This is a genomic window from Nonomuraea sp. NPDC048882, from assembly GCF_040649755.1.
Lineage (GTDB): Bacteria > Actinomycetota > Actinomycetes > Streptosporangiales > Streptosporangiaceae > Nonomuraea > Nonomuraea maheshkhaliensis.
This window is the reverse complement of sequence record NZ_JBEZGB010000002.1, coordinates 41,998-64,878: the sequence shown is the minus strand read 5'-3', so window position 1 is coordinate 64,878 and position 22,881 is coordinate 41,998. Positions and strand designations below refer to the sequence as shown.

The following is a 22,881-nucleotide window of genomic DNA, read 5'->3' as shown; positions in this document are numbered from 1 at the left end:
CCGGCCGCTCATCGCGCACCCGCCGGGGCGACCGGCAGTTCGGGGAAGTGACAGGCGGCAGGATGATCGCCCAGCCGATCGACCAGCGCCGGCTCCTCCGTGGCGCACCGTTCCTGCGCCTTCCAGCACCGGGTACGGAACCGGCACCCGGACGGCGGCGACACCGGCGATGGAATGTCACCTTTGAGGAGGATCTGCCGCCGCGGCGGCGCGGCCCAGGGGCGGGGCACCGGCACCGCCGACAACAACGCCTGCGTGTACGGATGCACCGGAGCGGCGAAGATCTGCGCCGTCGTCCCCCTCTCCACGACCTTGCCGAGGTACATCACCGCCACCTCGTCACTGATGTGCCGCACCACGGACAGGTCGTGGGCGATGAACAGGAAGCCGAGCCCGAGCTCCCGCTGCAGATCGACGAGCAGGTTCAGCACCTGCGCCTGCACCGAGACGTCCAGCGCCGACACCGCCTCGTCGCAGATCACCAGCCGGGGCCGCAGCGCCAGGGCCCTGGCGACGCCGACCCGCTGGCGCTGTCCGCCGGAGAACTGGTGCGGGTACCGGTCGGCGTGGTCCGGGTTCAGCCCGACCCGGTCCAGCAGGTCCTTCACCTCGGCGGCCCACCGGTCGCGGGGCACCACCCCGGGGTTGATCAGCCACGCCTCGCTGATGATCTGTTCGACGGTGAGCCGGGGGTTGAGCGACGCGTACGGGTCCTGGAAGATCATCTGGATCTGCCGGCGCGCCTGCCGCAGCTCGGCAGGGGGCAGGGTGAGCAGGTCCCGGCCCTCGAAGAGCACCTGGCCTGACTCCGGCGGCTCCAGGCCGATGACGGTCCGGGCGAGCGTGGTCTTGCCCGAGCCGGACTCGCCGACCAGGCCCAGCGTGCGGCCCGCGGGCAGGTCGAACGAGACGCCCGAGACGGCCTGAACGGCTCCCGTCCTGCGCCGCAGCACGCTGGAGCGGATCGGGAAGCTGGTGTGCAGATCTCGTACGGACAGGAGCGGGTCAGCCGGGGACGACATCGGCGGCGACCTCCTTCGCGTGGTGACAGGCGGCGCGGTGCGACTCGGGCCGGCCGGGCACCCGGACGAGCTCCGGCCGCTCGGCGTCACAGACGTCGGTGGCGAAGTCGCACCGGGGCTGGAACGGGCAGCTCGCGGACAGCCGGGTGAGGTCAGGCGGCGAGCCCTTGATGGGCGTCAGCCGTTCGCGCGGCCCGTCCAGCGCCGGGATCGAGGCCATCAGCCCGCGTGTGTACGGATGCCCGGTCGTCTCGTAGACCTCGCGCAGCCCGCCGGTCTCCACCACGCGGCCCGCGTACATGAGCATGACCCGGTCGGCGACGCCGGCCACCACGCCCAGGTCGTGGCTGATGAGGATCATCGCCATGCGGTGCTCCGCCTTGAGCTCGGCGAGCAGCGCCATGACCTGCGCCTGGACCGTGACGTCCAGCGCGGTCGTGGGCTCGTCCGCGATGAGCACGCGCGGCTGCAGGGCGATGGCCATCGCGATCATCACGCGCTGCCGCATGCCGCCGGAGAACTGGTGCGGATAGTCGTCCACCCTGCGCTCCGCCGCCGGGATGCCGACCCGGTCCATCAGCTCGATCGCCCGGCGCCGCGCCTCGGCACGGGAGGCGCCGCGCCGGCGCCGGAACAGCTCGCCGATCTGCGCGCCGACCCGGAACACCGGGTTGAGCGAGCTGAGCGGGTCCTGGAAGACCATCGCCAGGTCGGTCCCGTTGAGCCGGCGGCGGTCGGCGCGCGGGCGGGTCAGCAGATCGGTGCCGGCGTAGACGATCCGGCCGCCGGTCACCTCGCCCGCCGGCCGCGGGACCAGCCCCATCAGGGCCTGGGCGGTGACGCTCTTGCCGCTGCCGGTCTCACCCAGGATGGCCAGGGTCTCCCCTTCGGCCAGGTCGAAGCTCACCCGGTCGACGGCGGTGACGGTGCCCGCCCGGGTGCGGAAGCGTACCGTCAGGTCCTGCACCGACAGCAGTGGGTCGTCCATCACATGCTCCTCAGCCGCGGGTCGAAGCGGTCGCGCAGCGCGTCGCCCAGCACGCCGAAACTGATCACCAGGACGGCCAGGCCGATGCCGGGGATCGTGGAGATCCACCACGCGTTGGACAGGTAGTCGCGGCCGTTGGCGATGGTCAGCCCCCAGCTCGGCGTGCTGGCCGGGGTGCCGAGGCCGAGAAAGCTCAGCGACGCCTCGGCCAGGATCACGTGGCCCAGCTCCACCGTCGCGACCACCAGGATCGGCGCCGTCACCGACGGCAGGATGCTGCGCGTCACCAGGTGCCAGGTCCGCGCGCCGAGAGTGCGGGTGGCGTCGACGAAGTCGCGGCTCTTGAGCCCGAGCACCTGGCTGCGGGTGACCCGGGCGAACGTCACCCAGTTGGAGATGGACAGGACGATGACGACGTTCACCACGCTGGGCCCGAGGATCGAGGCGATGAAGATGGCCAGCAGGATCGACGGGAAGGTGAGCTGGATGTCGGCCAGCCGCATCAGCACCATGTCGAGCCAGCCGCCGAAGTACCCGGCGGCGACGCCGGCCGCGACGCCGATGACGCCGGCCAGGACCAGGGTCGCCACGCCGACGGTGATCGACACCCGGGCGCCCTGCAACATCTGGGCGAACACGTCCTGCCCGACCTGGTCGGTGCCGAAGATCGCGGTGTGCCCGTCCGGCAGGACGAAGCCGGGCGGTTTCAGCCGGGAGCCGAGGTCGGTGGCGACCGCGTTGAACTCCAGCACCATCGGGCCGACCACCGCGGCGACCACGTAGAGGGCGACCACCGCCAGCGAGACGATGATGCGCAGCCGCCCGATCCTGACCCGGCTTCGGCCCGCCGCCGGGCGGGCGTCGCCGGCGGGGTTCTCGCCGGGGAGCGGGGCGTTCTGGGGCAGAACCTGCCCGGTCGACCTGTCCATGGTCACCGTCCCAGCCGAATGCGCGGATCGAGGTAGCCGTACAGGACGTCCACGACCAGGTTGATCAGGACGAAGCCGCCGGCGATCAGCAGGATCGCGGCCTGCACCACGTTGTAGTCGCGGGCCGAGATGGAGTCGATGAGCAGCCGTCCGACGCCGGGCCAGGAGAAGACCGTCTCCACGATGACCGCGCCGCCGAGCAGCTTGCCGAATTCGAGCCCGGCCACCGTGACGATCGGGATCAGCGCGTTGCGGATGGCGTGCTGGGAGATGACCAGCCGCTCCGGCAGGCCCTTGGCCCGCGCGGTCTGGACGTAGTTCTCGTGCACGACGTCGAGCAGGCCGCTGCGGGTCAGCCGGATCAGCACCGCGACCAGTGGCAGCGCGAGCGTGACGCCCGGCAGGATCAGCCGGTCGAGGCCGCCGTACCCGCCGCTGGCCAACACGTGCAGCTGTCTGGCGAAGACCAGGATGAACATGATCCCGATCCAGAACGACGGCATGGACTGGGAGAGCAGCGCGAACACCGAGACCACCCGGTCGGCCAGGCGGTTCACCCGCAGCGCGCCGACCACGCCGAGCGCGATGCCGAGCACCAGGCCGATCAGCATCGCCACGACCGCCAGTTGCAGGGTGAGCGGGAACTTCTCCGTCACCAGGCCCATGGCGTCACTGTGGTAGCGGTAGGAGTCGCCGAAGTCGAAGCGGGCCACGTCGCCGAGATAGATCCCGTACTGCACCGCCAAGGGCCGGTTCAGCCCCATCTGCTCGCGTAACTGGGCGATCTCGGCCTGGGTGGCGTCGGAGCCGAGGATGAGCTGGGCCGGATCGCCGGGAACCAGCCGGAGCACCAGGAACACAATGGTCACGGCGCCCCACAGCACGAAGACGGCGAACAGCGCGCGCCGGATGAAGTACGCGGTCATGGCCGGTCCGATCGCGGTCGGTCGGCGTCCCGTTTCAGCATCGCCAGGCAACTCCTGGGTGAGCCATGACGCGGCAGGCGTCTGGCGGTGACGGCTTGAGGGTGGGGGATGGCCCGGCCCGCGGAGCCGGCCGGACTTCTGGAGGGTGGTCCACAGAGGCGGCGAGCCGTCGGCCGCAGGGGAGCGGCAGGATGACCGGCTCGCAAACATTAACGTTAATGCGATTGGTGGCTGATGCTAGGACCGAGGACTCTGATCGTCAAGGGTCCGGCTCGTCTCTTCTGCCTGTCGGCGGGCTCGATGATCTCTCTACTATGCCTGTGACCTGCCTAAATGAGAATCACGATGGAGTCTGGCGGGACGTGAGGAGGATCGGCGGCGGTCGTCGGCACGGTTGACGTCCGTCCAGCATGAACGTTAATGTCCGAGCAACCGTGTGATCCGCTCCGGTCGATCGGCCGGGCGTGGACCTTCGCCATTCCGAATGGCCTCAACATCTCCCAGGAGCCTCCGGCATGACCATGACGGAGCGGCCAGACCTGGCCGCAGAACTTCGCGCCGCGATTTTGTCGGCGGACCCGAGGCTGTCGAAGTTCTCCCCGCTTCGGCGCATTCTGACCTACGACGACTTCAACTCCGGCGCCCATGGCTGGACCGAGCTGCTGGGCAACTACAACGGCAACGGCGACCTGTCCACGGTCGACGACCACATGCGCGACTTCCGGCCGCCGCAGCTGTCCAACTGCTCGTTCTTCGACATCGGCAGCCACGGCGCGATGACCGGCTCGTACGCGCTCAAACTGGCCACCCGGCCCTACGAGGGCCACACCGCCACCGCCATCAGGCGGCTCACCATGAGCGGGCGCGGCCTGCTGCAGATCGAGGCGTACTTCACCTTCAAGGCCGAGGCGACCATCGACGGCAGCGCGGGCGACCAGTTCGGCGATGTCACCTGGGACGGCAACCTGCACCCGTCGGAGGCGCAGTTCGGCTGCTTCACCGTGGCGACCGACCTGTGCGGCGACGGCGGCCTGCGCTATCACACGGTGGCTCGCTACCTGAACACCACGCTGGACAACACGCTGTCGCGGCAGTGGGTCTACCCGACCGTGCCGGAGCCGACGCCGCGCGAGCACCTTGAGGGCAAGGTCAAACTGGCCTACGGGGCCGACTTCACCGCGCCCAACCCCGAGGACTGGCAGCCGTTCGGCGAGCCGCAGGAGCTCTGCTACAACGAGGTGCCGACGAAGGTCAACTGGCACTACCTGCGCTGGGTCATCGACACCGGCGCCCGGCGCAACGTCGAATTGCAGATCAACGACCGGGTGATGGACATGTCCGCGATTCCGGTGCCGCCGTACAAGGAGCGCTACGACTCGCTGGAGAACCTGCTGAACTTCTACTTCTCGGTGCGCACCCATTCGTCGGTGCGCAATTTCCTGTTCCTCGATTCGGTACTCATTTCCACGGAGTGGTGACGTTCATGCGGCAGGTGCAGACGGCGGTTCTCGAACGGGACACGACGTTCGACTCCGATTTCGCGACGGAACCGTACGAGGTGGCGTGGGCCGGTGAGGCGCGCTGGTTCGTGCACACCCTTTCCGCGTCCGGTGACGACGTCGCGGTGCGGCTGGTCACCCAGATCTCGCCCGACGGATTGACCTGGTGCGACCTCGACGGCCACGAGCACGTCGTCACCGGCCCCGGCCTGGTGACCTGGCCGGTCGAGCATTTCGGCCAATGGCTGCGGCTGCGCGGCACGGTGACGGGCGGAAATCCGTCGGCGAAACTGCGCATCTATCTCACCGCCAAGAGCTGAGCGCGACCGGGAAAAGGCACGGGAGCGAGCGGGAGAAGGGCATGCGCAGGGCCGGGGGCCGGCGTCACACACTGCGGGACATCGCCGCGGCGTTGAACCTGTCGGTCAACACCGTTTCGCGTGCCCTCTCGGGAAAGGACGGCATCGGGGAGAAGACCAGGGCGCTGGTACGGGCGGAGGCGGAGCGGGTCGGTTACGTGCCGAACTCCATGGCCAGGTCGCTCGTGACGGGCTCGGCGATGACCTTCGGGCTGGTCATCACCAATCCGTCGAACCCGTTCTACGCGCAGCTGATCTCCAGCATCGAATTACGCGCCAGGGCGCACGACTATTCGCTGCTGCTGACGGTGACCGACGAATCGGCGGAGAACGAGGCGCGGGCCGCGGAGTCGCTGCTGCGGTCGTCGGTGAGCGGGGCGATCGTCGTACCGGTGCAGGCGAGCGCCGATCCGTGGCGGCGGCTCGGCGCGGTCGGCGTGCCCACCGTGCTGCTCAACCGGGACCTGCCCGACCTGGGTTACCGCTTCGTCGGCACCGACAACGAGCTCGGCGGCTATCGCGCCACCGCGCACGCGATCTCCCGCGGCGCCCGCTCGATCGTGGTGCTGGAGGAGGACCTGCCGATCACCACCATCGCCGACCGGATCGCCGGTTACCGCCGCGCCATGACCGAGGCCGGTCTCGCCATGCCGCGCGGCAGCGTCATACGGGTGCCCACCCGCCGCCACGACCAGGCCGCCCTGCCGTGGCAGCCGCAGCAGGCGTACCAGGTGGCCCGCCGCATGTTGCGCCGGGCCAGGCTGCCGGACGCGGTCGTGGTCGGCAACGACTACTTCGCCCTCGGCCTGTATCGCGCGCTGGCGGAGCACGGGCTCAAGGTGCCGGACGACCTGATGGTGATCGGCTTCGGCGACCACCCGTTCTCGGCGTTCCTGTCGCCGTCGCTGACCACGGTCCGGCTGCCCGCGGAGGAGGTCGGCGAGATCGCGGCCGACCTGCTGCTTGAGGAGATCGCGGGCGGGCGGAGCGCCCGTCCGCTGAAGCAGCTGATCGCCCCCACGCTGGTGGAACGCGACTCGACCGCCGGGGCCTCTCGCGCGGAGCGCCGCGGGCAGGCCGGTGACGCTAGTCCAGCGTGAACGCGAGCAGCGCCTTCGCCACCTCGTCCGGGTGGGTGAGGATCGTCTCGTGGGTGCCGGGCAGGAGCACCGGCTCGACGCCGACGCGGGCGGCGAGTTCGGCGCCGGGCGCGGCCAGCGCCTGGTCCCCCTCGGCGAGGAGGTAGGCGATCGGCAGGCCCGTGAAGTCCACGGTGTCGAGGGCGTCGAGCATGTAGTTCCCGGGCTGCGGGACCAGCAGGTCGTGCACGAGCCGCTGCACGTTCTCCGGCTCGTCCGGCATGAGGGACCGGCGGAACGACTCGAAGTCCACGGAGACGGTGTGGTCAGGTGACGCTTCGATCGTCGCGCGGAGGAAGGCACCCACCTCCGGGCCCATCGCGTCGGCCATCGACTCACCGGCGCGCGGGACGAACGCGCTGACGAAGACGATCCCGCGCAGGCGGCCGCGCAGCCGCGGCACGGCGCCGGCGATCGGGATGCCGCCCCAGCTGTGGCCGACCAGCACGACGTCGGTGAGGTCGCGGCGCTCGACCTCCTCGACCAGGTACGTCACCGCGTCGGCCAGCCGCGGCTCGCCCGCGCCGTCACCCGCCGAGAGGCCGGGCATGGTCAGCGCGATGCCCTGGTGACCGGCCTCGGCCACCCGCTGGGCCACCGGATGCCACGACCAACCGCCGTGCCAGGCCCCCGGAACGAAAACGTAGTTCACCTGCGACTCCAAGCCCGTATCCGCTGAATAGGGAGATGCTCTGTTGATCAGAGTCTAACTCTGATCAACAGAGCGAGTAGCATGCCTCCCGTGCCGACCAGGTCATCGAAGAACGCGGGAGAGAGCAGGCGGGCCGAGTACGCCGCGGCGACCCGCCGGGCGATCCACGACGCCGCGCGCGAGTTGTTCGGCGCCAAGGGCTACTTCGCGACCACCGTGGACGACATCGCCGCCGCCGCCCGGGTCGCGCCGGCCACGGTGTACGCGGTGGGCGGCGGCAAGCAGGGCCTGCTCAAGGCGATCATCGAGGCCAGGACGACCGCGCCGGACGTGGCGGAGGTCCACGCCCACATCGCCGCCGCGACGGACGCGGGCGAGCTGCTGGGCTTCATCGTCAACGCCACCCGGGTCCGCTTCGAACGCTCCCGCGACCTGATGCGGGTGGTCGCCGACACCGCTCCGCACGACGCCGGCGCCGCCCAGGCGCTGCGGACCGCGCAGGCCAGCCTCCGCGACGGCCTCACCCGCACCGCCCGGCGCCTGGCCGAACTGGGCGCCCTGCGACCGGGCACCGACGCGGAAGAAGCCGCGGAGACGCTCTGGTTCTACCTGAACAACAACGCCTACTTCACCTTGACCGACGACAACGGCTGGTCGCTGGAGAAGGCCGAGCGATGGCTGCGCGACTCACTCCACCACGCCCTGCTGAACGGCTCGGACACCTAGCCCCCCGCTGCCGCGACGAGCCGACGACTCGTCGTGCCGCGGCCACGGTCAGGCTCGCTGCCGGGCGATCCGCCGTCCGCGCACGAAAAGGAGCAGACCGAGCGGCGTGAACACCACGCCCAGGCCGCCGGTGATCAGCGGGCCGAGGAAGGCCGACCAGAACGAGGAGATCCGGGCGTCGCGCGGATCAGCCGGGTCGTAGGCGACGGGTACGGCTTCGCCTTCCGCGTAGGCCGGCGGGTTGCTGCCCGTGGAGCTCTCGAACGAGTACTGCCTGCCCGCGGCGGTGAACGTGACGGTCGGGTGCCACGTGGTGCTGCGGCGATGACGACCGTCGGAATCCCGGGTCGTGCTGGTGCGTGCGGTCAGCTCGACCACGGTCCCGTCCGTTCGCTGCGCCGAGGCCAGGAAACTCGCCGTGGAGGCGGCCAGCGCGATGGTGACGCACAGCAGAACCAGGCCGATCAGAGCGAACAGTCCGCCGACGCGTGTGATGAGCCGTTCGTTATGCATGGGACGAGTCTGTCCTTCAGGATGCATGGGACGAGTCTGTCCTTCAGGATGCATGGGACGAGTCTGTCCTACAGGATGCGTGCCGGACGCGGCGGGCACGTACGCGCGGTCATAGGCTGAAGCCGGTCCGCAGGCGGGCGACCGTGTCCTCCAGCACGGCGGGCAGATCGAGCGCGGCGCCGCTGCGGGCGGCGAGCCACGCCATCGTCATGGCTCCGCACAGCATCCTGGTGAGGCTGAGAATCTCCGGGTCGCCGGCGTCGCGTCCGGCCCGTTCGGCGAACAGCTCGGCCATCCCGCTCATGCTGGAGGCCAGGCTGTCCATGTTCGCCGCCCACACCTCGGGAATGGTCACCACCAGCCGGGCCCGGTCCTGGATCTCCACGTGTTCAGGGCGAGAGGCGCCGGTTTTGTCGAACGCGGTGCGTACGGCGTTGTGCAGCGCGGCGAGCACCCCCAGCTCCGGCGGCTGCGCGCGGAAAGCCTCGATGAACGGCCTGATCATGAGCAGGTCGTCGTCGAGCACCACCAGATCGTGCTTGGTGGGGAAATAGCGGAAGACCGTGCTCGGCGCGAGATCCGCGGCCGCCGCGACCTGCTCCACCGTGGTCGCGTGATAGCCCTGCTCGCCGAACAGCCGCAGTGCGTGCCGCTGGATCGCCTGCTTGGTCCGAGCCCGCTTGCGCTCCCAGGGCCCTTCGGGCGACCCGTCTCCGGGCAGTTCACTCGTCACCACGTCGCGTTTCACTCCTCAACGCACGACCACAGCTGCAGCGGTCATCGTACGCCCCGCGTCCACGACGACCCCCGTCAAAATCTTGGTGTAATCTCCTACTATGGGAGTTGACTCCCAAACTAAAATAACACTCTAAAGATTGGGCGGGAGCCTGAGATGACGACCACGATCGAGGCCGACTACCTCGTGATCGGTGCGGGCGCGACGGCCATGGCCTTCGTGGACACGCTGCTGACCGAATCCGACGCGACCGTGGTGATGGTCGACCGCTACCACCAGCCGGGCGGCCACTGGACCGTCGCCTACCCCTACGTCCGGCTGCACCAGCCGTCGGCCATGTACGGCGTGAACTCTCGTCCCCTCGGCGACGACACGATCGACCAGACCGGCTTGAACGCCGGGCTGTACGAACTGGCCGGCGCCGGCGAGGTGTGCAGCTATTTCGACCAGGTCATGCGGCAGACGTTCCTGCCGTCAGGCCGGGTGTCGTACTTCCCCATGGCCGAGTACGACGGCGCCGGCCGGTTCCACCTGACGACCTCGGGCGACGCGTACGAGGTGACCGTACGCAGGAAGATCGTGGACACCACCTACCAGGGCGTCACCGTCCCGGCCATGCGACCGCCCGAGTTCCCGACCGCCGCCGCCATCCAGGTGGTGCCGCCGAACGAGCTGCCCGCAGTCCGCGAACCCCGCGAGCGGTACGTCGTCGTCGGCGCGGGCAAGACCGGGATCGACGCCTGCCTCTGGCTGCTGGAACAGGGCCTCGACCCCGAACGCCTGACCTGGATCATGCCTCGCGCGCCCTGGCTCATCGACCGGGCCACCGTGCAGCCGATCCCCCTCCGCCGTGCCGAGGACATCGGGCGGGACTACATGGCCAAACACGAGGCCATCATGAGCGCCGAGTCCCTGCCCGACCTCTTCGAGCGGCTCAACGCCGCCGGCACCCTGCTGCGCATCTCCCCGGACGACCGGCCGACGGCGTTCCGTTGCGCCACCGTCTCGCGGGCCGAGCTGGAGCAGCTACGCCGGATCAGGAACGTCGTCCGCCTCGGCCGGGTGAAACGCATCACCGAAACGGAGATCGAACTCGACGGCGGCGCCGTTCCGACCGGCCCTGGGGTGCTGCACGTGGACTGCACCGCCGACGCCACCAGACAACTCCCCGTCGTCCCGATCTTCCAGGACGGGCTCATCACCCTGCAGTCGGTCCGGGTGTGTCAGCCGGTGTTCAGCGCCGCCCTCATCGCGCACGTGGAGGCGACCTACCCGGACGACACCGTGAAGAACGACCTGTGCCCCGTCACACCGAACCCACGAACGGACGCGGACTGGCTGCGCTTCGCCCTGTCCGCGAACGCCGAAGCGCTGCGCTGGGCCGGCAACGACGATCTCGACACCTGGCTGCGCACGTCCCGGCTGCACCCCAACATCGCCCCGCCGATGCCGGAGGACCCGGCGGAACGGGCCGTCTTCGAACGCCAAGCCCTGGCCATGCTCAAGGAACAGAACACCCGGCTCGAACAACTCCTGTACGCGCACGAGGTGCGGTAGATGCCCGGCTCAGAAAGCCGGCGCCGCGCCCTATGGGTGCTCGCCCCGCTGACCACCCCCCGGCTCGGCGACCTCCATGGTGACCGGCTCGCTGACGATCGTGCTGGAGGCCGGACGTGACGGCCTACACCGGGCGCGAGGAGATCCGGCGGGAGCTGCGGCGCCACTTGTGCGACACGAGCAGGAACACCGTGGCGATCGTGGCCATCGCCGGCATGGGCGGCGTCGGGAAGACCGCGCTCGCCCTGCATCTGGCGTACGAGCTGCGGGCGGAGTTCCCCGACGGGCAGCTCTACATGGACCTGCACGGCACGGGGACCCAGACCGAGCCGGTCGATCCGAGCGAAGTGCTCAGCCGGTTCCTGCGGATCCTGGGCGTGGGCGGCGACTCGATCCCGCCGACGCTCGACGAGCGGGCCGAGCTGTTCCGTACGCAGATGGCCGACCGCCGGGCCCTGATCATCCTGGACAACGCGGCCGACACGGCCCACGTCATGCCGGTGCTCCCCGGCAGCCCGTCCTGCGCCGTCGTCGTCACCAGCCGCAGGCCGCTGGGGTCGCTGGCCGGCGCCCGGCAGGTCGATCTCGACGTGCTGAGCCCGGCGCAGGCCGCGACCCTGCTGGAACGGATCGTGGGCGAGGAGCGGCTGGCCCGCGATCCCGCCGCGACCCAGGAGTTGCCGTCGCTGTGCGGCTACCTTCCGCTGGCCCTGTGCATCGCCGGCGCCCGCCTCGCGGTCAAGCGGCACTGGACCGCCACCACGCTGGTGTCGCTGCTCAGCGACGAGCGGCGCAGACTGGACGAGTTCGCCTACGGGTCGCTGCATGTGCGTGCCGTGTTCGCGCTCAGCTACCAGGGCCTGGAGCCGGACGAGCGGCGCGCCTTCCGGCGGCTGGGGCTGATCGAGGCCACCGGCTTCGCCTCATGGGCGGCCGCCGCGCTGCTCGACGTGGACGTACCGGAAGCGGACAAGCTGCTCGAAACCCTGGTCGACGCCCAGTTGCTGCAGGTCGCCGCGACCGACTCGGCCGGACGGACCCGCTACCTCTTCCACGACCTGGTCCGGCTGTTCTCCCGGGAGATGGGCGAGGCCGAGGACTCGGCCCAGGTGCGCAGGGACGCCGTCGAACGCCTGCTGAGCTGCCTGCTGTCGGTCAGCAGACAGGCGTACAGCGTCCTGTACGGCGGCGAGCACCAGATCGTCCGCGGTTCCCCCAAACGCCGGCGCCTGCCCGCCGATTACCTGCGGGAGCTGGTCGCCGATCCGGTGGAGTGGTTCGAGACCGAGCGGCTGACCATCGTCAACGCGGTCCACCTGGCCGCGAGAGCCGGCCACGAGGACCTCTGCTGGGATCTGGCCTGTACGACCGCGATCTTCTTCTCACTGTTGAAGTATCTCGACGACCAGCACACGATGCTGGAGACCGGCTACGCGGCGGCCGAACGGGCGGGCGACGTGCGCGGCATGGCGGCGGTGCTCCAGCGGCGGGGGATGCTGCACGTGGACAAGGCCCTCTACGACCTGGGGCGGGCCGACTACGACCGCTCCTTGGAGCTGTTCGAGGAAGCGGGTGACGTGCACGGGCAGGGCATCGCCCGTACGTACCTGGCCATGGTCGACCGTTTCGTGGGCCACTTCGACCAGGCCATGAGCCGCTACGAGCAGGCCCTGGAGGAGCTGAGGGCGGCGGGCGACCTCGGCACGGAGGCGTTCGTCCTGCGCAACATCGCGCAGATCCACCTCGACCAGGACCGGCTCCAGCTCGCCAGGACCAACTTCGAGGCCGCCCTGGCGATCTACGAGCCGCTGGACACCCCGCGCGGCCTCGCCCAGACCCTCTACTGGCTGGGCAGCCTCGACCTGCGCGAGAAGCGGTACGGCGAGGCCCGCGACGCCTTCACCAGAACCCTGGCCGGCGCCCGCACGATCGGCGACCGCGTGGGCGAGTCGCTGGCCCTGCACGGCCTGGGGGAGTCGAGCATGCGGCAGGGCCTGCTGGAGGAGGCCGAGGTCGTGCTGACCCAGGCGGTGGACATCGCCCGGAGCCTGAAGAGCCGGCTCATCCAGGCCCGCGTACGGACGTCGCTTGGCGAGCTCTACCACGCGGCCGGCCGGACCGCGGAGGCCGCCGCCCAGCTGGAGGCCGCCGTGGAGATCGCCAGGACCATCGGCACCAGACCCATCGAGGAACGAGCCGCGGGCCTCCTGGACGAGGTCCGCGCCGTCACCGACTGAGCCGCCCCGGGAAGATCGAGGCACAGGCGCTTTCTGTTGGTAAGAACGGTTATCGGCGCGAATTCAGCGCTCATCAAGTTCCCTTGGCCACAGTTCTCTCAGCAATCCCGTCGGACGCGACGTCCACCCGCGAGAGGACCCGGCATGACCAGCCACAACGCCCATGAAAACCCGCCGCACCAGGGGACCGACGGAAAGCGGGTGAGCTGAAATGACGACCTTCTCTTTCGTCATCCTGACGGTCGCCCTCGTCCTGATCAGCGCCACGATCGCCTATCTGATTGCCCGCAGCCGCGCGGCGGCCGAACGGGCAAGGGCGCAGAAGCAGTTGGCCGAGCTGAGCCGGGCCCACACCACCGCCCTGACCGAACGCAGGACCCTGGACGAGCGACTCGGCCGGCTCGGCGCCGAGCTGGAGGCGACGCGAAGAAGCCTCCAGCAGGAATGCGCCGAGGCGCAGCGGCTGCGCATGCAGCTTCAGACGGAGCAGACACGGGGAGCGGAAACCGGTCGTCGCCTCCGCGACACCGAGCTCTCGATCGCCGAACTGAAGGCGAGGGAGTCGGTGCTCCGCACGGAGATCCACGAGCTGAAGACGCACCTGGCCGAGCTGCTCATGCAGAAGCAGGCGCTGCTGGAGCAGGCCGCGACGGTGCAGGCCGTACGGCAGGAGCTCGATCAGACCCGCGCGGACAACAACCGGCTCCTGGAGGAGACGCTGCGCGCGGCGACCACCGAGCTGCTGCAGAAGTCCCAGGTCGAGCTGGTGACCAAGGCCGAGGCGACCCTGAGCGCGGCCAGCAAGCCGGTCCACGCCCAGCTGGCCGAGATGGACCGGCAGCTCAAGGAGTTCTCCACCACCCGTGTCGCGGCCGAGGCCACGCTGAGCCAGCAGCTGACCACCCTGACCGAGGAGGGACAGCGGACCAGGAAGGAGACCAGGGCGCTCGTCGAGGCGCTCAAGAAGCCGCAGGTGCGCGGGTCCTGGGGCGAGATGCACCTCAAGAGGGCCGTGGAACAGGCCGGCCTGGTCGAACGGTGCGACTTCGACACGCAGGTGCACGTCGCCGACAGCGAGAGCTCGTTCCGGCCTGACATGGTGGTCCACCTGTCGGGCGGCAAACACGTCGTCGTGGACGCCAAGGTGCCGATGGCGGCGTTCATGTCCGCGATCGAGGCCACCGACGAGGCCGACGCGGACCGGCACTGGGCCGACCACGCCCGGCAACTGCGCCACCACGTGGACGCGCTCGGGAACAAGGAGTACTTCCGGAAGATCGCCGCTTCACCGGAGTTCGTCGTGCTCTTCGTGCCCAGCGACGCCTTCCTGCAGCCGGCGCTGGAGCAGGAACCGACCCTGCTCGAATACGCCTCCGCCAAGGGCGTCCTGATCACCACGCCGACCTCGCTCATCGCCCTGCTCCGCACCGTGGCCTTCGCCTGGACCCAGGCGGCGCTCCAGGACAACCTCAAGCAGGTCTACGAACTCGGCCGCGAACTGTACGAGCGCCTTTCCGTCATGGGCGGGCACCTGAACACCCTGGGCAGGTCGCTCGACCGGTCGGTCAAGGCGTACAACGACACGGTCGGGTCGATGGAGGGCCGGGTCATGGTGACGGCACGCAAGTTCCACACGCTCAAGGTCGTGGAGAGCCGGCTGGTCGAGCTCAAGGCGGCCGAGCAGAGCACGCGACCGCTCGGCAGCCCGGAACTCCTCGAATCGGCCGACGCCACGACCGGCGTCCGGGCGATCCCGCCACCACCCGGCACGGAAGACCAGATCGCCGGTTGAACGAAGGAGCATCGCCACGAGGACGCCCTCGTGGCGATGCTCGTGTGAAAATGGGCCGGGAGCGCGACCGAGAGGTGAGCCAGTGGACGGCAAGCTGTTAACGGCTCTCCGCAACGCGGCGAACGATCAACCGGCGAGGACGCCTGGTTTCACTGACCGTACGGCTCAGCGGCCGAGCGCTTGGTAGACGGCCTGGACGTAGGCGGCGGAGCGGGCGGAGCCGAGGATGTCGGCGACCATGTTGTTCATCACGTACGCGATCGTCACGCCCCGGTCGAAGTCCATGATCGCCATCGATCCGCCCCACCCGCCCCAGAACGCGATGCGGCCGTCCGGCAGCCACGGCAGGGTCCGCCGGTCCGGCAGTGCGAAGCCGATGCCCCACCGCAGGTGCAGCCCGTTGACCAGGTCGGGCCCGTTCGACTGCTCGGCGAAGATCAGGTCGAGGGTGGCCGGTTTGAGGAGTCGTGTGTGCGAGTCGAGGATCCGGGCCACCGACCGGGCGTTGCCGTGGCCGTTGGCCGCGCCGAGCTCAGCGGCCCGCCAGGCCGGCGTGTTGGCCGCCGCCGCATCGGCCGCGGGCCCGGTGAAGGTCCGGTGGGCGACGCTGCCGGGGTCGAGCGCGGAGAGGTCGAGGTCGGCCGTCGGCGGGATGAGGATCGGCGAACTGGCCGCACGGGCCGGGGCCTCCACCCGGCAGGTACGCTTCTACGAGGCCAAGGGCCTGATCACCTCGACCCGGGGGCCGAACAACTACCGCGACTACAGCGAGACGACCCTGGCCCGGGTCCAGCAGATCCGCGAACTGCTCAAGGCCGGCCTGTCCACCCGGCTCATCCTCGCGATCGTCCCCTGCCTCGACTCGCCCCGCGACCCCATCGTCTTCGAGGGCGTCCTGCCGGAGACGGTGGCCGTACTGGAGCGGGAGCGTGACCGGCTCACCGAACGCATCGACATCCTGACCCGCAACCGCGACGCGATGACCGACTACCTCGACGAACTCCAGCAGCGGGCCCACTGAGCCGGCCGGCACATCGGCTGCCGGAAACGGTCATGATGGGCGGGTGGCTGTCAGGGATGAATCCGACGTTCTGCCGATGCTGGAGTCGTTGCGGGGGCCGTTGACCGGATACTGCTACCGCGTCCTCGGTTCCGCGAGCGAGGTCGACGACGCCGTGCAGGAGACGATGGTGCGTGCTCTGCGGGCCATCGACGGCTACGACCCCGAGCGGGCGGCGCTCTCGACCTGGGTGCACAAGATCGCCACGAATGTCTGCCTCGACCTGCTCAGAAGCGCGCGGCGGCGGGCGCTGCCGTGGGACATGGGGCCCGCGTCGAGCGGCGGCGGCCTCGGGGTTCCGCTGCCGGCGGCGCGGTGGGTGGAGCCGATGGCGGATTCCCGGCTGATGGGGAGCGCCGACCCGGCCGCCCTGGCGACGCGGAGGGAGACGCTGCGGCTGGCCTTCGTCGCCGCTCTGCAGCGGCTGCCGCCGCGTCAGCGGGTCGCGCTGGTGCTGCGGGACGTGCTCGGGTTCAGCGCCGTGGAGGCCGCCGAGGTCATGGGGACGTCGGTGGCAGCGGGGAACAGCGCGCTGCAGCGGGCGCGGGCGACGCTGGAGAAGCATCGGCCGCGTCCCACTGACAGTCCGCGGCTGGACGACGCGGGCCAGCTTGATCTTCTGCATCGGTACGTCACCGCGTTCCAGACGCATGACGTGCACGAGCTCGTTGCCGTGCTGGCCCACGATGCTCGGTCGGGGATGCCGCCGTTCCTGTGGTGGCTGGACGGGGCGGCTCAGATCGGCGCGGTGCTGGCGGCATCGGATGCCTGTGCCGGCGACCGTCTGGTTCCCGGCGAGCCGGCCAACGGGTGCTGGACGCTCGGTCAGTATCGGCCGGACGAGGACGGGGTGCTGCGGCCGTTCGCCCTGCTGGTGCTGGAACTCCGGAACGGGCGCATCGGCGAGATCGTCACGTTCCTGGGCGGGGGTGACCGTTTCGCGGAGTTCGGCCTGCCTGACGATCTTTGATGCGGAGGGAGGCGATGAGTTCGGCCGCCTTCGGTCGTACAAGGGGGGATATTTCCACTACGACCTGAAGGTGATCCTCATGGCACCGACCGACGCAGAGCTCAAGCAGCACATCCACGCCGAGAGAGAACGACTGGCCCAGCTGCTCGCCGGGCTCCCCGCGAAGGGGTGGGAGAGCCTGTCCCTGTGTGAGGGGTGGCGCGTACGTGAAGTCGTCGCCCACATGACCGCGCCGTTCCGTACGAGTCTGCCCCGGTTCGTGGCCGGATTCGCGGCGGCGCGCTTCTCCTTCGACCGGTACGCCGACCGGACCGCCCGCAAGGACACCACCCGCATGTCCGACGCCGACCTCCTCGCCTGCCTGCGCGCCAACCTCAGCAACGAGTGGCGGCCGCCGGGCGGCGGGCTCGCCGGGGCGCTGAGTCACGACGTCATCCACGGCCTCGACATGACCGAGCCGCTGGGGCTGCCGGCGCCTCCGGCCGAGCGCGTCGCCCTCGTGCTGGCAAGCGCGAACGACCGGAGCCTGTCCTATTTCGGGATCGATCTGACAGGGGTGCAGCTGCGGGGCACCGACGCCGACATCGGGCTGGGCACGGGCGAGCCCGTCGACCTGCCGGTCAAGGAGATCCTGCTGACCGTCTCAGGACGACGGCCGATGCCGCCGCGGCCCTGACCAGCCCGGCTCACGACCGGCTCAGGAGACCGGGGGCAGCAGGGCGGCGGCGGCCGTGATGAGCTGGTCCAGGCGGTCGTCGGTGGCGTCGGTGACCAGCCTGGACCGCATCCGGGGATCCCAGAAGGCGCGGATGTGCTCGGCGATCCGCTCGGCCGCCCAGGCCGGGTCGCGGTTCCTGAACTGCACGGCGATCTCGTTCGCCATCCGGATGTGCGGTGGCGTCTGCGTCTTGGCCATGATGATCACACCATCCCCGCCGGGGCCGGGTGCTTCAGCGTCACCTGCACCGCGGTCACCTTGTACTCGGGACAGTTGGTCGCCCAGTCGGAGTTCTCCGTGGTGACGACGTTCGCGCCGGTCACCGGGTGGTGGAAGGTCGTGTAGACGACCCCGACCGGCATCCGGTCGTCGATCTTCACCCGGAGGCCGGTCTCCCCGACCCGGCTGGTCAGCGCGACGGTGTCGCCGTCGCGGATGCCGCGCACCTCGGCGTCGTGCGGGTGCATCTCCAGCACGTCCTCGGGATGCCAGGCGGTGTTGCCGGTACGCCGGGTCTGGGCGCCCACGTTGTACTGCGACAGGATGCGCCCGGTCGTCAGGATCAGCGGGAACTTGCGGGTGCTGCGTTCCTGGGTCGCCACGTAGTCGGTCAGCACGAACCGGCCCCTGCCGCGGACGAACCCGTCGATGTGCATGATCGGGGTGCCCTCGGGCGCCGCGTCGTTGCACGGCCACTGGACGCTGCCGACCTCGTCGAGCTTGGCGAACGACACCCCCGAGAAGGTGGGCGTGGTCATCGCGATCTCGTCCATGATCTGCGCGGAGTCGTCGTACTTCATCGGGTAGCCCATCGCCTGCGCGATCTCGCAGACGATCTCCCACTCGTGCTTGCCGGTCTTCGGCGCCATCACCGGGCGGACCCGGTTGATCCGGCGCTCGGCGTTGGTGAACGTGCCGTTCTTCTCCAGGAACGAGGTGCCCGGCAGGAAGACGTGCGCGAACTTCGAGGTCTCGTTGAGGAACAGGTCCTGCACGACCACCAGCTCCATCGCCGACAGGGCGGCGGTGACGTGCTTGGTGTTCGGGTCGGACTGGGCGATGTCCTCGCCCTGCACGAACAGGCCCATGAACGTGCCGTCGATCGCGGCGTCGAACATGTTGGGGATGCGCAGGCCCGGCTCGGGGTCCAGCACCCGGCCCCACAGCGTCTCGAACGTGCCGCGTACCACGTCGTCGGAGACGTGCCGGTAGCCGGGCAGTTCGTGCGGGAACGAGCCCATGTCGCACGAGCCCTGCACGTTGTTCTGCCCGCGTAGCGGGTTGACCCCGACGCCCTCGCGGCCGATGTTGCCGGTGGCCATGGCCAGGTTGGCCATGCCCATCACCATGGTGGAGCCCTGGCTGTGCTCGGTGACGCCGAGGCCGTACATGATGGTGGCGTTGCGGGCGCTCGCGTACAGGCGGGTCGCGGCCCGCACCTCGGCGGCGGGGATGCCGGTGATCGGCTCGACCGCCTCGGGGCTGTGCTCGGGGGCGGAGATGAAGCGCACCCATGCGGCGAAGTCCTCGCAGCGCTCCGCGACGAACTCCCGGTCCACCAGGCCCTCGGTCACCACCACGTGGCTCATGGCGTTGATCAGCGCCACGTTGGTGCCCGGCCGCACCTGGAGGTGGTGCTCGGCCTGGATGTGCGGGGAGCGGACCAGGTCGATCCGGCGCGGGTCGGCGACGATGAGCTTGGCGCCCTGGCGCAGCCGGCGCTTGATCCGCGAGGCGAACACCGGGTGGGCGTCGGTCGGGTTCGCCCCGATGATCAGGATGACGTCGGCCTGCTCCACGGACTTGAAGTCCTGGGTGCCGGCCGACGTGCCGTACGTCTGCTTGAGTCCGTAGCCGGTCGGCGAGTGGCAGACGCGGGCGCAGGTGTCGACGTTGTTGTTGCCGAAGGCGGCGCGGACCATCTTCTGGACGACGTACACCTCCTCGTTGGTGCACCGGGAGGAGCTGATGCCGCCGATCGCGCCGGCGCCGTGCCTGGCCTGGATCTCCAGCATGCGGGCGGCGACGTGGCCGATGGCCTCCTCCCACTCCACCTCGCGCCAGGGGTCGGTGATCCGCTCGCGCACCATCGGCTTGAGCTGCCGGTCGGGGTGAGAGGCGTAGCCGAAGGCGAAGCGGCCCTTGACGCAGGAGTGTCCCTCGTTGGCCTTGCCGTCCTTGTACGGCACCATGCGCACGACCTCGTCACCACGCAACTCGGCCTTGAACGAGCAGCCCACGCCGCAGTAGGCACAGGTGGTGAGCACGGTGCGGTTCGGCATGCCGAGCTCGACCACCGACCGCTCCTGCAGCGTGGAGGTCGGGCACGCCTGTACGCAGGCGCCGCAGGAGACGCAGTCGGACTCCATGAAAGTGCCGCCGGCCCCGGCCGCGACCTTCGACTCGAACCCGCGCCCCTCGATGGTCAGGGCGAACGTGCCCTGCACCTCGCCGCAGGCACGCACGCAGCGCGAGCAGGCGATGCACTTGCTCGCGTCGAAGTCGAAGTAGGGGTTGGTGCTGTCGGTCGGCAGGTCGAGGTGGTTCTCGCCGTCGAAGCCGTAGCGGACCTCCCGCAGGCCGACCTGCCCGGCCACGTCCTGCAGCTCGCAGTCGCCGTTCGCGGGACAGGTCAGGCAGTCGAGCGGATGGTCGGAGATGTACAGCTCCATGACGCCGCGGCGCAGGTCGGCCAGCTCCGGCGTCTGGGTGCGCACCTTCATCCCGTCGGCCACCGGGGTGGTGCACGACGCCGGCGAGCCCTTGCGGCCGTCGATGTCGACCAGGCACATGCGGCACGAGCCGAAGGGCTCCAGGCTGTCGGTCGCGCACAGTTTCGGGATGTCGATGCCGCACTCGGCCGCGGCGCGCATCACCGAGGTCCCCTCCGGGACCAGTACCTGCTTGCCGTCGATCTCCACGGACACCGTCGCCTCGCCCGAGCGCGCCGGAGTGCCGTAGTCCTGCTCCTTGATCAGGCTCATCGCCGTTCCTCCGTCGTCGCTCCGAAGTCGCCGGGGAAGTGGTTGAGCGCACTCTGCACCGGCATCGGTGTCAGGCCGCCCATCGCGCAGAGGGAACCCTCGGTCATCAGGTGGCACAGGTCGTCGAGCAGCTTCAGGTTGCGGCCTCGCTCCTGGCCCGCGACGATGCGGTCGATGACCTCGACGCCGCGCACCGCGCCGATCCGGCACGGGGTGCACTTGCCGCACGACTCGGCGGCGCAGAACTCCATGGCGAACCTGGCCTGCGCCGCCATGTCCACGGTGTCGTCGAACACCACCACGCCGCCGTGGCCGACCATGGCGTCCGCCGCCGCGAACGCCTCGTAGTCCATGGGCAGGTCGAATCTGGACGTCGGCAGGTACGCGCCGAGCGGCCCGCCGACCTGCACGGCCCGTACCGGCCGGCCCGACCGGGTGCCGCCGCCGTACCCCTCCACCAGCTCGCCGAGGGTGATGCCGAAGGCGGTCTCCACGATGCCGCCGCGGGCGATGTTCCCGCCGAGCTGGAAGACCTGGGTGCCGCGCGAGCGGCCCACCCCGAGCCCGGCGAAGGCCTCCGCGCCGGCGGCCATGATCATCGGCACCGAGCCCAGGGTGAGCACGTTGTTGACCACGGTGGGCTTGCCGAACAGGCCCTCCAGGGCCGGGATCGGCGGCTTGGCGCGGACCATGCCGCGCTTGCCCTCCAGGCTCTCCAGCATGGAGGTCTCCTCGCCGCAGATGTACGCCCCGCCGCCCACCCGGACGAACAGGTCGAAACTGAAGTCGCGGTCGAGGACCCGCTTGCCGAGCCAGCCCCGCTCGTAGGCGGCGTCGATCGCCGTACGCAGCGTCGCCACCGCGTCGGGGTACTCCGAGCGGATGTAGACGTACCCCTCGCTCGCCCCGACCGCCCAGGCGGCGATGGCCATCCCCTCGATCAGGGTGAACGGGTCGCCCTCCATCAGCATCCGGTCGGCGAAGGTGCCACTGTCGCCCTCGTCGGCGTTGCAGCAGACGAACTTGAGCTCCGACGCGGCGCCGAGCACGGTCTTCCACTTGATGCCGGCCGGGAAGCCGGCGCCGCCGCGCCCGCGCAGCCCCGAGTCGGTGACCTCGGCCACCACCTGCTCAGGGGTGAGGGACAGCGCGCGGGTCAGCCCGGCGAGCCCGCCGTGGGCCACGTAGTCGTCGGGGGAGAGCGGGTCCACCACGCCGACCCGGGCGAACGTCACGCGCGTCTGCTCGCGCAGCCACGGGATCTCCTCGGTCGGACCGAGGCGCAGCCGGTGCTCGGCGCCGTCCAGCAGTCCCGCCGCGAGCAGGTCGTCCACGTCGTCGGGGCGCACCGGCCCGTACGCCACCCGCCCGGCCTGCGTCGCCACCTCGACCAGCGGTTCGAGCCACAACATGCCACGGGAGCCGTTGCGCACGACCCGGACCCCGGGCCCTGCCGCCTCGGCGATGCGCTCGGCGACCTCGTCGGCGCCGACGGAACGGGCGGCCGAGTCGCGCGGGACGTACACGGTCATCGGCTCGCTCGTCACGCGGCGCCCTCCAGGAGGCGATCGAGCTGCTGCGCCCCTACCCGGCCGTACAGCCGGTCGCCGACCTGGACGGACGGGCCGAGCGCGCAGTTGCCGAGGCAGAAGACCTGCTCCAGCGTGATCGCGCCGTCCCGTGTGGTCTCCCCGAGGCCGACGCCGGTCCGGCTCTTCGCCCGCTCGACCAGCTCGTCCCCGCCCACCGCCTGGCACGCCTCCGCCCGGCAGATCCGGACCTTCGTCCGGCCGGGCGGCGTCTGCCGGAAGTCGTGATAAAAGGTGACCACGCCGTGTACGTCGGCTCTTGACAGATTCAACTCGTCAGCCAGGAACGGGATCGCCGCCGGATCGATGTGGCCCAGCTCTTCCATGAGGCTGTGCAGGATGGGCAGCAGAGCGCCCCGGTCGTCACGGTGCCGCGCGACGACCGAGCGCACGTGATCTTCAAGAGACTGCGCCGAATCTTCAACAGACTGCGCCGACGACGACGTCATGACCAGCCTTTCGGTCGGGGGGATCTCTCTGCACGG

General features: G+C 70.1%; 22 protein-coding genes. 10 read left to right on the top strand and 12 right to left on the bottom strand.

Features of this window, described 5'->3' with window-relative positions:
• Positions 1-8 precede the first annotated feature (8 nt).
• Genes AB0C27_RS05405 through nikB form a run of 4 tightly spaced genes read right to left on the bottom strand, consistent with a single transcriptional unit; the run spans position 9 to position 3,865 of the window.
• Entirely contained in the window at positions 9-1,022 is a 1,014-nt protein-coding gene (locus tag AB0C27_RS05405) for a dipeptide ABC transporter ATP-binding protein (protein WP_357838230.1), read from the bottom strand.
• Positions 1,006-2,010, bottom strand: a complete 1,005-nt coding sequence (locus AB0C27_RS05400; RefSeq protein ID WP_357838227.1) for an ABC transporter ATP-binding protein — start codon at positions 2,008-2,010, stop codon at positions 1,006-1,008. The genes AB0C27_RS05405 and AB0C27_RS05400 overlap by 17 nt, the downstream gene beginning before the upstream one ends.
• Positions 2,010-2,939 (bottom strand): ABC transporter permease, encoded by a 930-nt coding sequence (locus AB0C27_RS05395; protein WP_357838224.1) that lies wholly within the window; start codon positions 2,937-2,939, stop codon positions 2,010-2,012. Before AB0C27_RS05395 ends, AB0C27_RS05400 begins: the two co-directional genes overlap by 1 nt.
• A 2-nt stretch (positions 2,940-2,941) precedes the next feature.
• The gene (nikB, locus tag AB0C27_RS05390; protein ID WP_357838221.1) at positions 2,942-3,865 is read right to left on the bottom strand and encodes a nickel ABC transporter permease; all 924 of its coding nucleotides are present in this window, start codon (positions 3,863-3,865) and stop codon (positions 2,942-2,944) included.
• Between the two features lie 515 nt (positions 3,866-4,380).
• Here nikB and AB0C27_RS05385 point away from each other — a divergent pair.
• Genes AB0C27_RS05385 through AB0C27_RS05375 form a run of 3 tightly spaced genes read left to right on the top strand, consistent with a single transcriptional unit; the run spans position 4,381 to position 6,823 of the window.
• Positions 4,381-5,343: a DUF6772 family protein gene (locus tag AB0C27_RS05385; protein ID WP_357838218.1), complete on the top strand. Its 963-nt coding sequence runs from the start codon at positions 4,381-4,383 to the stop codon at positions 5,341-5,343.
• Positions 5,344-5,348: 5 nt separating this feature from the next.
• Complete coding sequence (locus AB0C27_RS05380; protein WP_357838215.1) at positions 5,349-5,684, top strand: hypothetical protein; 336 nt, start codon at positions 5,349-5,351, stop codon at positions 5,682-5,684.
• A gap of 41 nt (positions 5,685-5,725) precedes the next feature.
• Positions 5,726-6,823 (top strand): LacI family DNA-binding transcriptional regulator, encoded by a 1,098-nt coding sequence (locus AB0C27_RS05375; protein ID WP_357838213.1) that lies wholly within the window; start codon positions 5,726-5,728, stop codon positions 6,821-6,823.
• On the opposite strand, the gene AB0C27_RS05370 is transcribed toward AB0C27_RS05375, so the two are convergent.
• The gene (locus AB0C27_RS05370; RefSeq protein ID WP_357838210.1) at positions 6,810-7,514 is read right to left on the bottom strand and encodes an alpha/beta hydrolase; all 705 of its coding nucleotides are present in this window, start codon (positions 7,512-7,514) and stop codon (positions 6,810-6,812) included. The two genes, AB0C27_RS05375 and AB0C27_RS05370, sit on opposite strands and share 14 nt — an antisense overlap.
• Positions 7,515-7,604: 90 nt before the next feature.
• On the opposite strand from AB0C27_RS05370, the gene AB0C27_RS05365 reads away from it, so the two are divergent.
• Positions 7,605-8,240, top strand: coding sequence for a TetR/AcrR family transcriptional regulator (locus AB0C27_RS05365; RefSeq protein WP_357838207.1), 636 nt, complete (start codon positions 7,605-7,607; stop codon positions 8,238-8,240).
• Positions 8,241-8,288: 48 nt separating this feature from the next.
• On the opposite strand, the gene AB0C27_RS05360 is transcribed toward AB0C27_RS05365, so the two are convergent.
• Both AB0C27_RS05360 and AB0C27_RS05355 read right to left on the bottom strand, forming a co-directional pair.
• Positions 8,289-8,753, bottom strand: a complete 465-nt coding sequence (locus AB0C27_RS05360) for a DUF3592 domain-containing protein (protein ID WP_357838205.1) — start codon at positions 8,751-8,753, stop codon at positions 8,289-8,291.
• Between the two features lie 109 nt (positions 8,754-8,862).
• Positions 8,863-9,489 (bottom strand): TetR family transcriptional regulator, encoded by a 627-nt coding sequence (locus AB0C27_RS05355; protein ID WP_357838202.1) that lies wholly within the window; start codon positions 9,487-9,489, stop codon positions 8,863-8,865.
• Positions 9,490-9,645: 156 nt separating this feature from the next.
• On the opposite strand from AB0C27_RS05355, the gene AB0C27_RS05350 reads away from it, so the two are divergent.
• The 3 genes from AB0C27_RS05350 (at position 9,646) to rmuC (ending at position 15,075) form a co-directional block, all read left to right on the top strand.
• The gene (locus AB0C27_RS05350) at positions 9,646-11,046 is read left to right on the top strand and encodes a hypothetical protein (protein ID WP_357838199.1); all 1,401 of its coding nucleotides are present in this window, start codon (positions 9,646-9,648) and stop codon (positions 11,044-11,046) included.
• A 116-nt stretch (positions 11,047-11,162) separates the two neighbouring features.
• Positions 11,163-13,283, top strand: a complete 2,121-nt coding sequence (locus tag AB0C27_RS05345; protein ID WP_357838196.1) for a tetratricopeptide repeat protein — start codon at positions 11,163-11,165, stop codon at positions 13,281-13,283.
• A gap of 211 nt (positions 13,284-13,494) precedes the next feature.
• On the top strand, positions 13,495-15,075 hold the full coding sequence (gene rmuC, locus AB0C27_RS05340; RefSeq protein ID WP_357838193.1) for a DNA recombination protein RmuC: 1,581 nt from the start codon (positions 13,495-13,497) through the stop codon (positions 15,073-15,075).
• 165 nt (positions 15,076-15,240) lie between these two features.
• Here the strand turns inward: rmuC and AB0C27_RS05335 are convergent, their stop codons facing one another.
• Positions 15,241-15,768 carry a serine hydrolase gene (locus AB0C27_RS05335; RefSeq protein ID WP_357838190.1) on the bottom strand — a complete coding sequence of 176 codons (528 nt, stop codon included), beginning with the start codon at positions 15,766-15,768 and terminating at the stop codon, positions 15,241-15,243.
• On the opposite strand from AB0C27_RS05335, the gene AB0C27_RS05330 reads away from it, so the two are divergent.
• The 3 genes from AB0C27_RS05330 (at position 15,728) to AB0C27_RS05320 (ending at position 17,781) form a co-directional block, all read left to right on the top strand.
• Complete coding sequence (locus AB0C27_RS05330; protein ID WP_357838187.1) at positions 15,728-16,096, top strand: MerR family transcriptional regulator; 369 nt, start codon at positions 15,728-15,730, stop codon at positions 16,094-16,096. The genes AB0C27_RS05335 and AB0C27_RS05330 overlap by 41 nt on opposite strands.
• Positions 16,097-16,139: 43 nt before the next feature.
• Entirely contained in the window at positions 16,140-17,105 is a 966-nt protein-coding gene (locus AB0C27_RS05325; protein ID WP_357838185.1) for an RNA polymerase subunit sigma-70, read from the top strand.
• 79 nt (positions 17,106-17,184) lie between these two features.
• On the top strand, positions 17,185-17,781 hold the full coding sequence (locus AB0C27_RS05320; RefSeq protein ID WP_357838182.1) for a maleylpyruvate isomerase family mycothiol-dependent enzyme: 597 nt from the start codon (positions 17,185-17,187) through the stop codon (positions 17,779-17,781).
• Positions 17,782-17,802: 21 nt separating this feature from the next.
• On the opposite strand, the gene AB0C27_RS05315 is transcribed toward AB0C27_RS05320, so the two are convergent.
• The 4 genes from AB0C27_RS05315 to AB0C27_RS05300 are packed head-to-tail and all read right to left on the bottom strand — an operon-like array spanning position 17,803 to position 22,845.
• A complete protein-coding gene (locus tag AB0C27_RS05315; protein WP_357838179.1) occupies positions 17,803-18,021 on the bottom strand; it encodes a formate dehydrogenase subunit delta in 219 nt (72 codons plus the stop codon).
• Between the two features lie 5 nt (positions 18,022-18,026).
• Positions 18,027-20,807 (bottom strand): formate dehydrogenase subunit alpha, encoded by a 2,781-nt coding sequence (gene fdhF / locus AB0C27_RS05310; protein WP_357838176.1) that lies wholly within the window; start codon positions 20,805-20,807, stop codon positions 18,027-18,029.
• On the bottom strand, positions 20,804-22,354 hold the full coding sequence (locus tag AB0C27_RS05305) for an NADH-quinone oxidoreductase subunit NuoF (RefSeq protein WP_357838173.1): 1,551 nt from the start codon (positions 22,352-22,354) through the stop codon (positions 20,804-20,806). Before AB0C27_RS05305 ends, fdhF begins: the two co-directional genes overlap by 4 nt.
• On the bottom strand, positions 22,351-22,845 hold the full coding sequence (locus AB0C27_RS05300) for a formate dehydrogenase subunit gamma (RefSeq protein ID WP_357838170.1): 495 nt from the start codon (positions 22,843-22,845) through the stop codon (positions 22,351-22,353). Before AB0C27_RS05300 ends, AB0C27_RS05305 begins: the two co-directional genes overlap by 4 nt.
• Between the last annotated feature and the right edge of the window lie 36 nt (positions 22,846-22,881).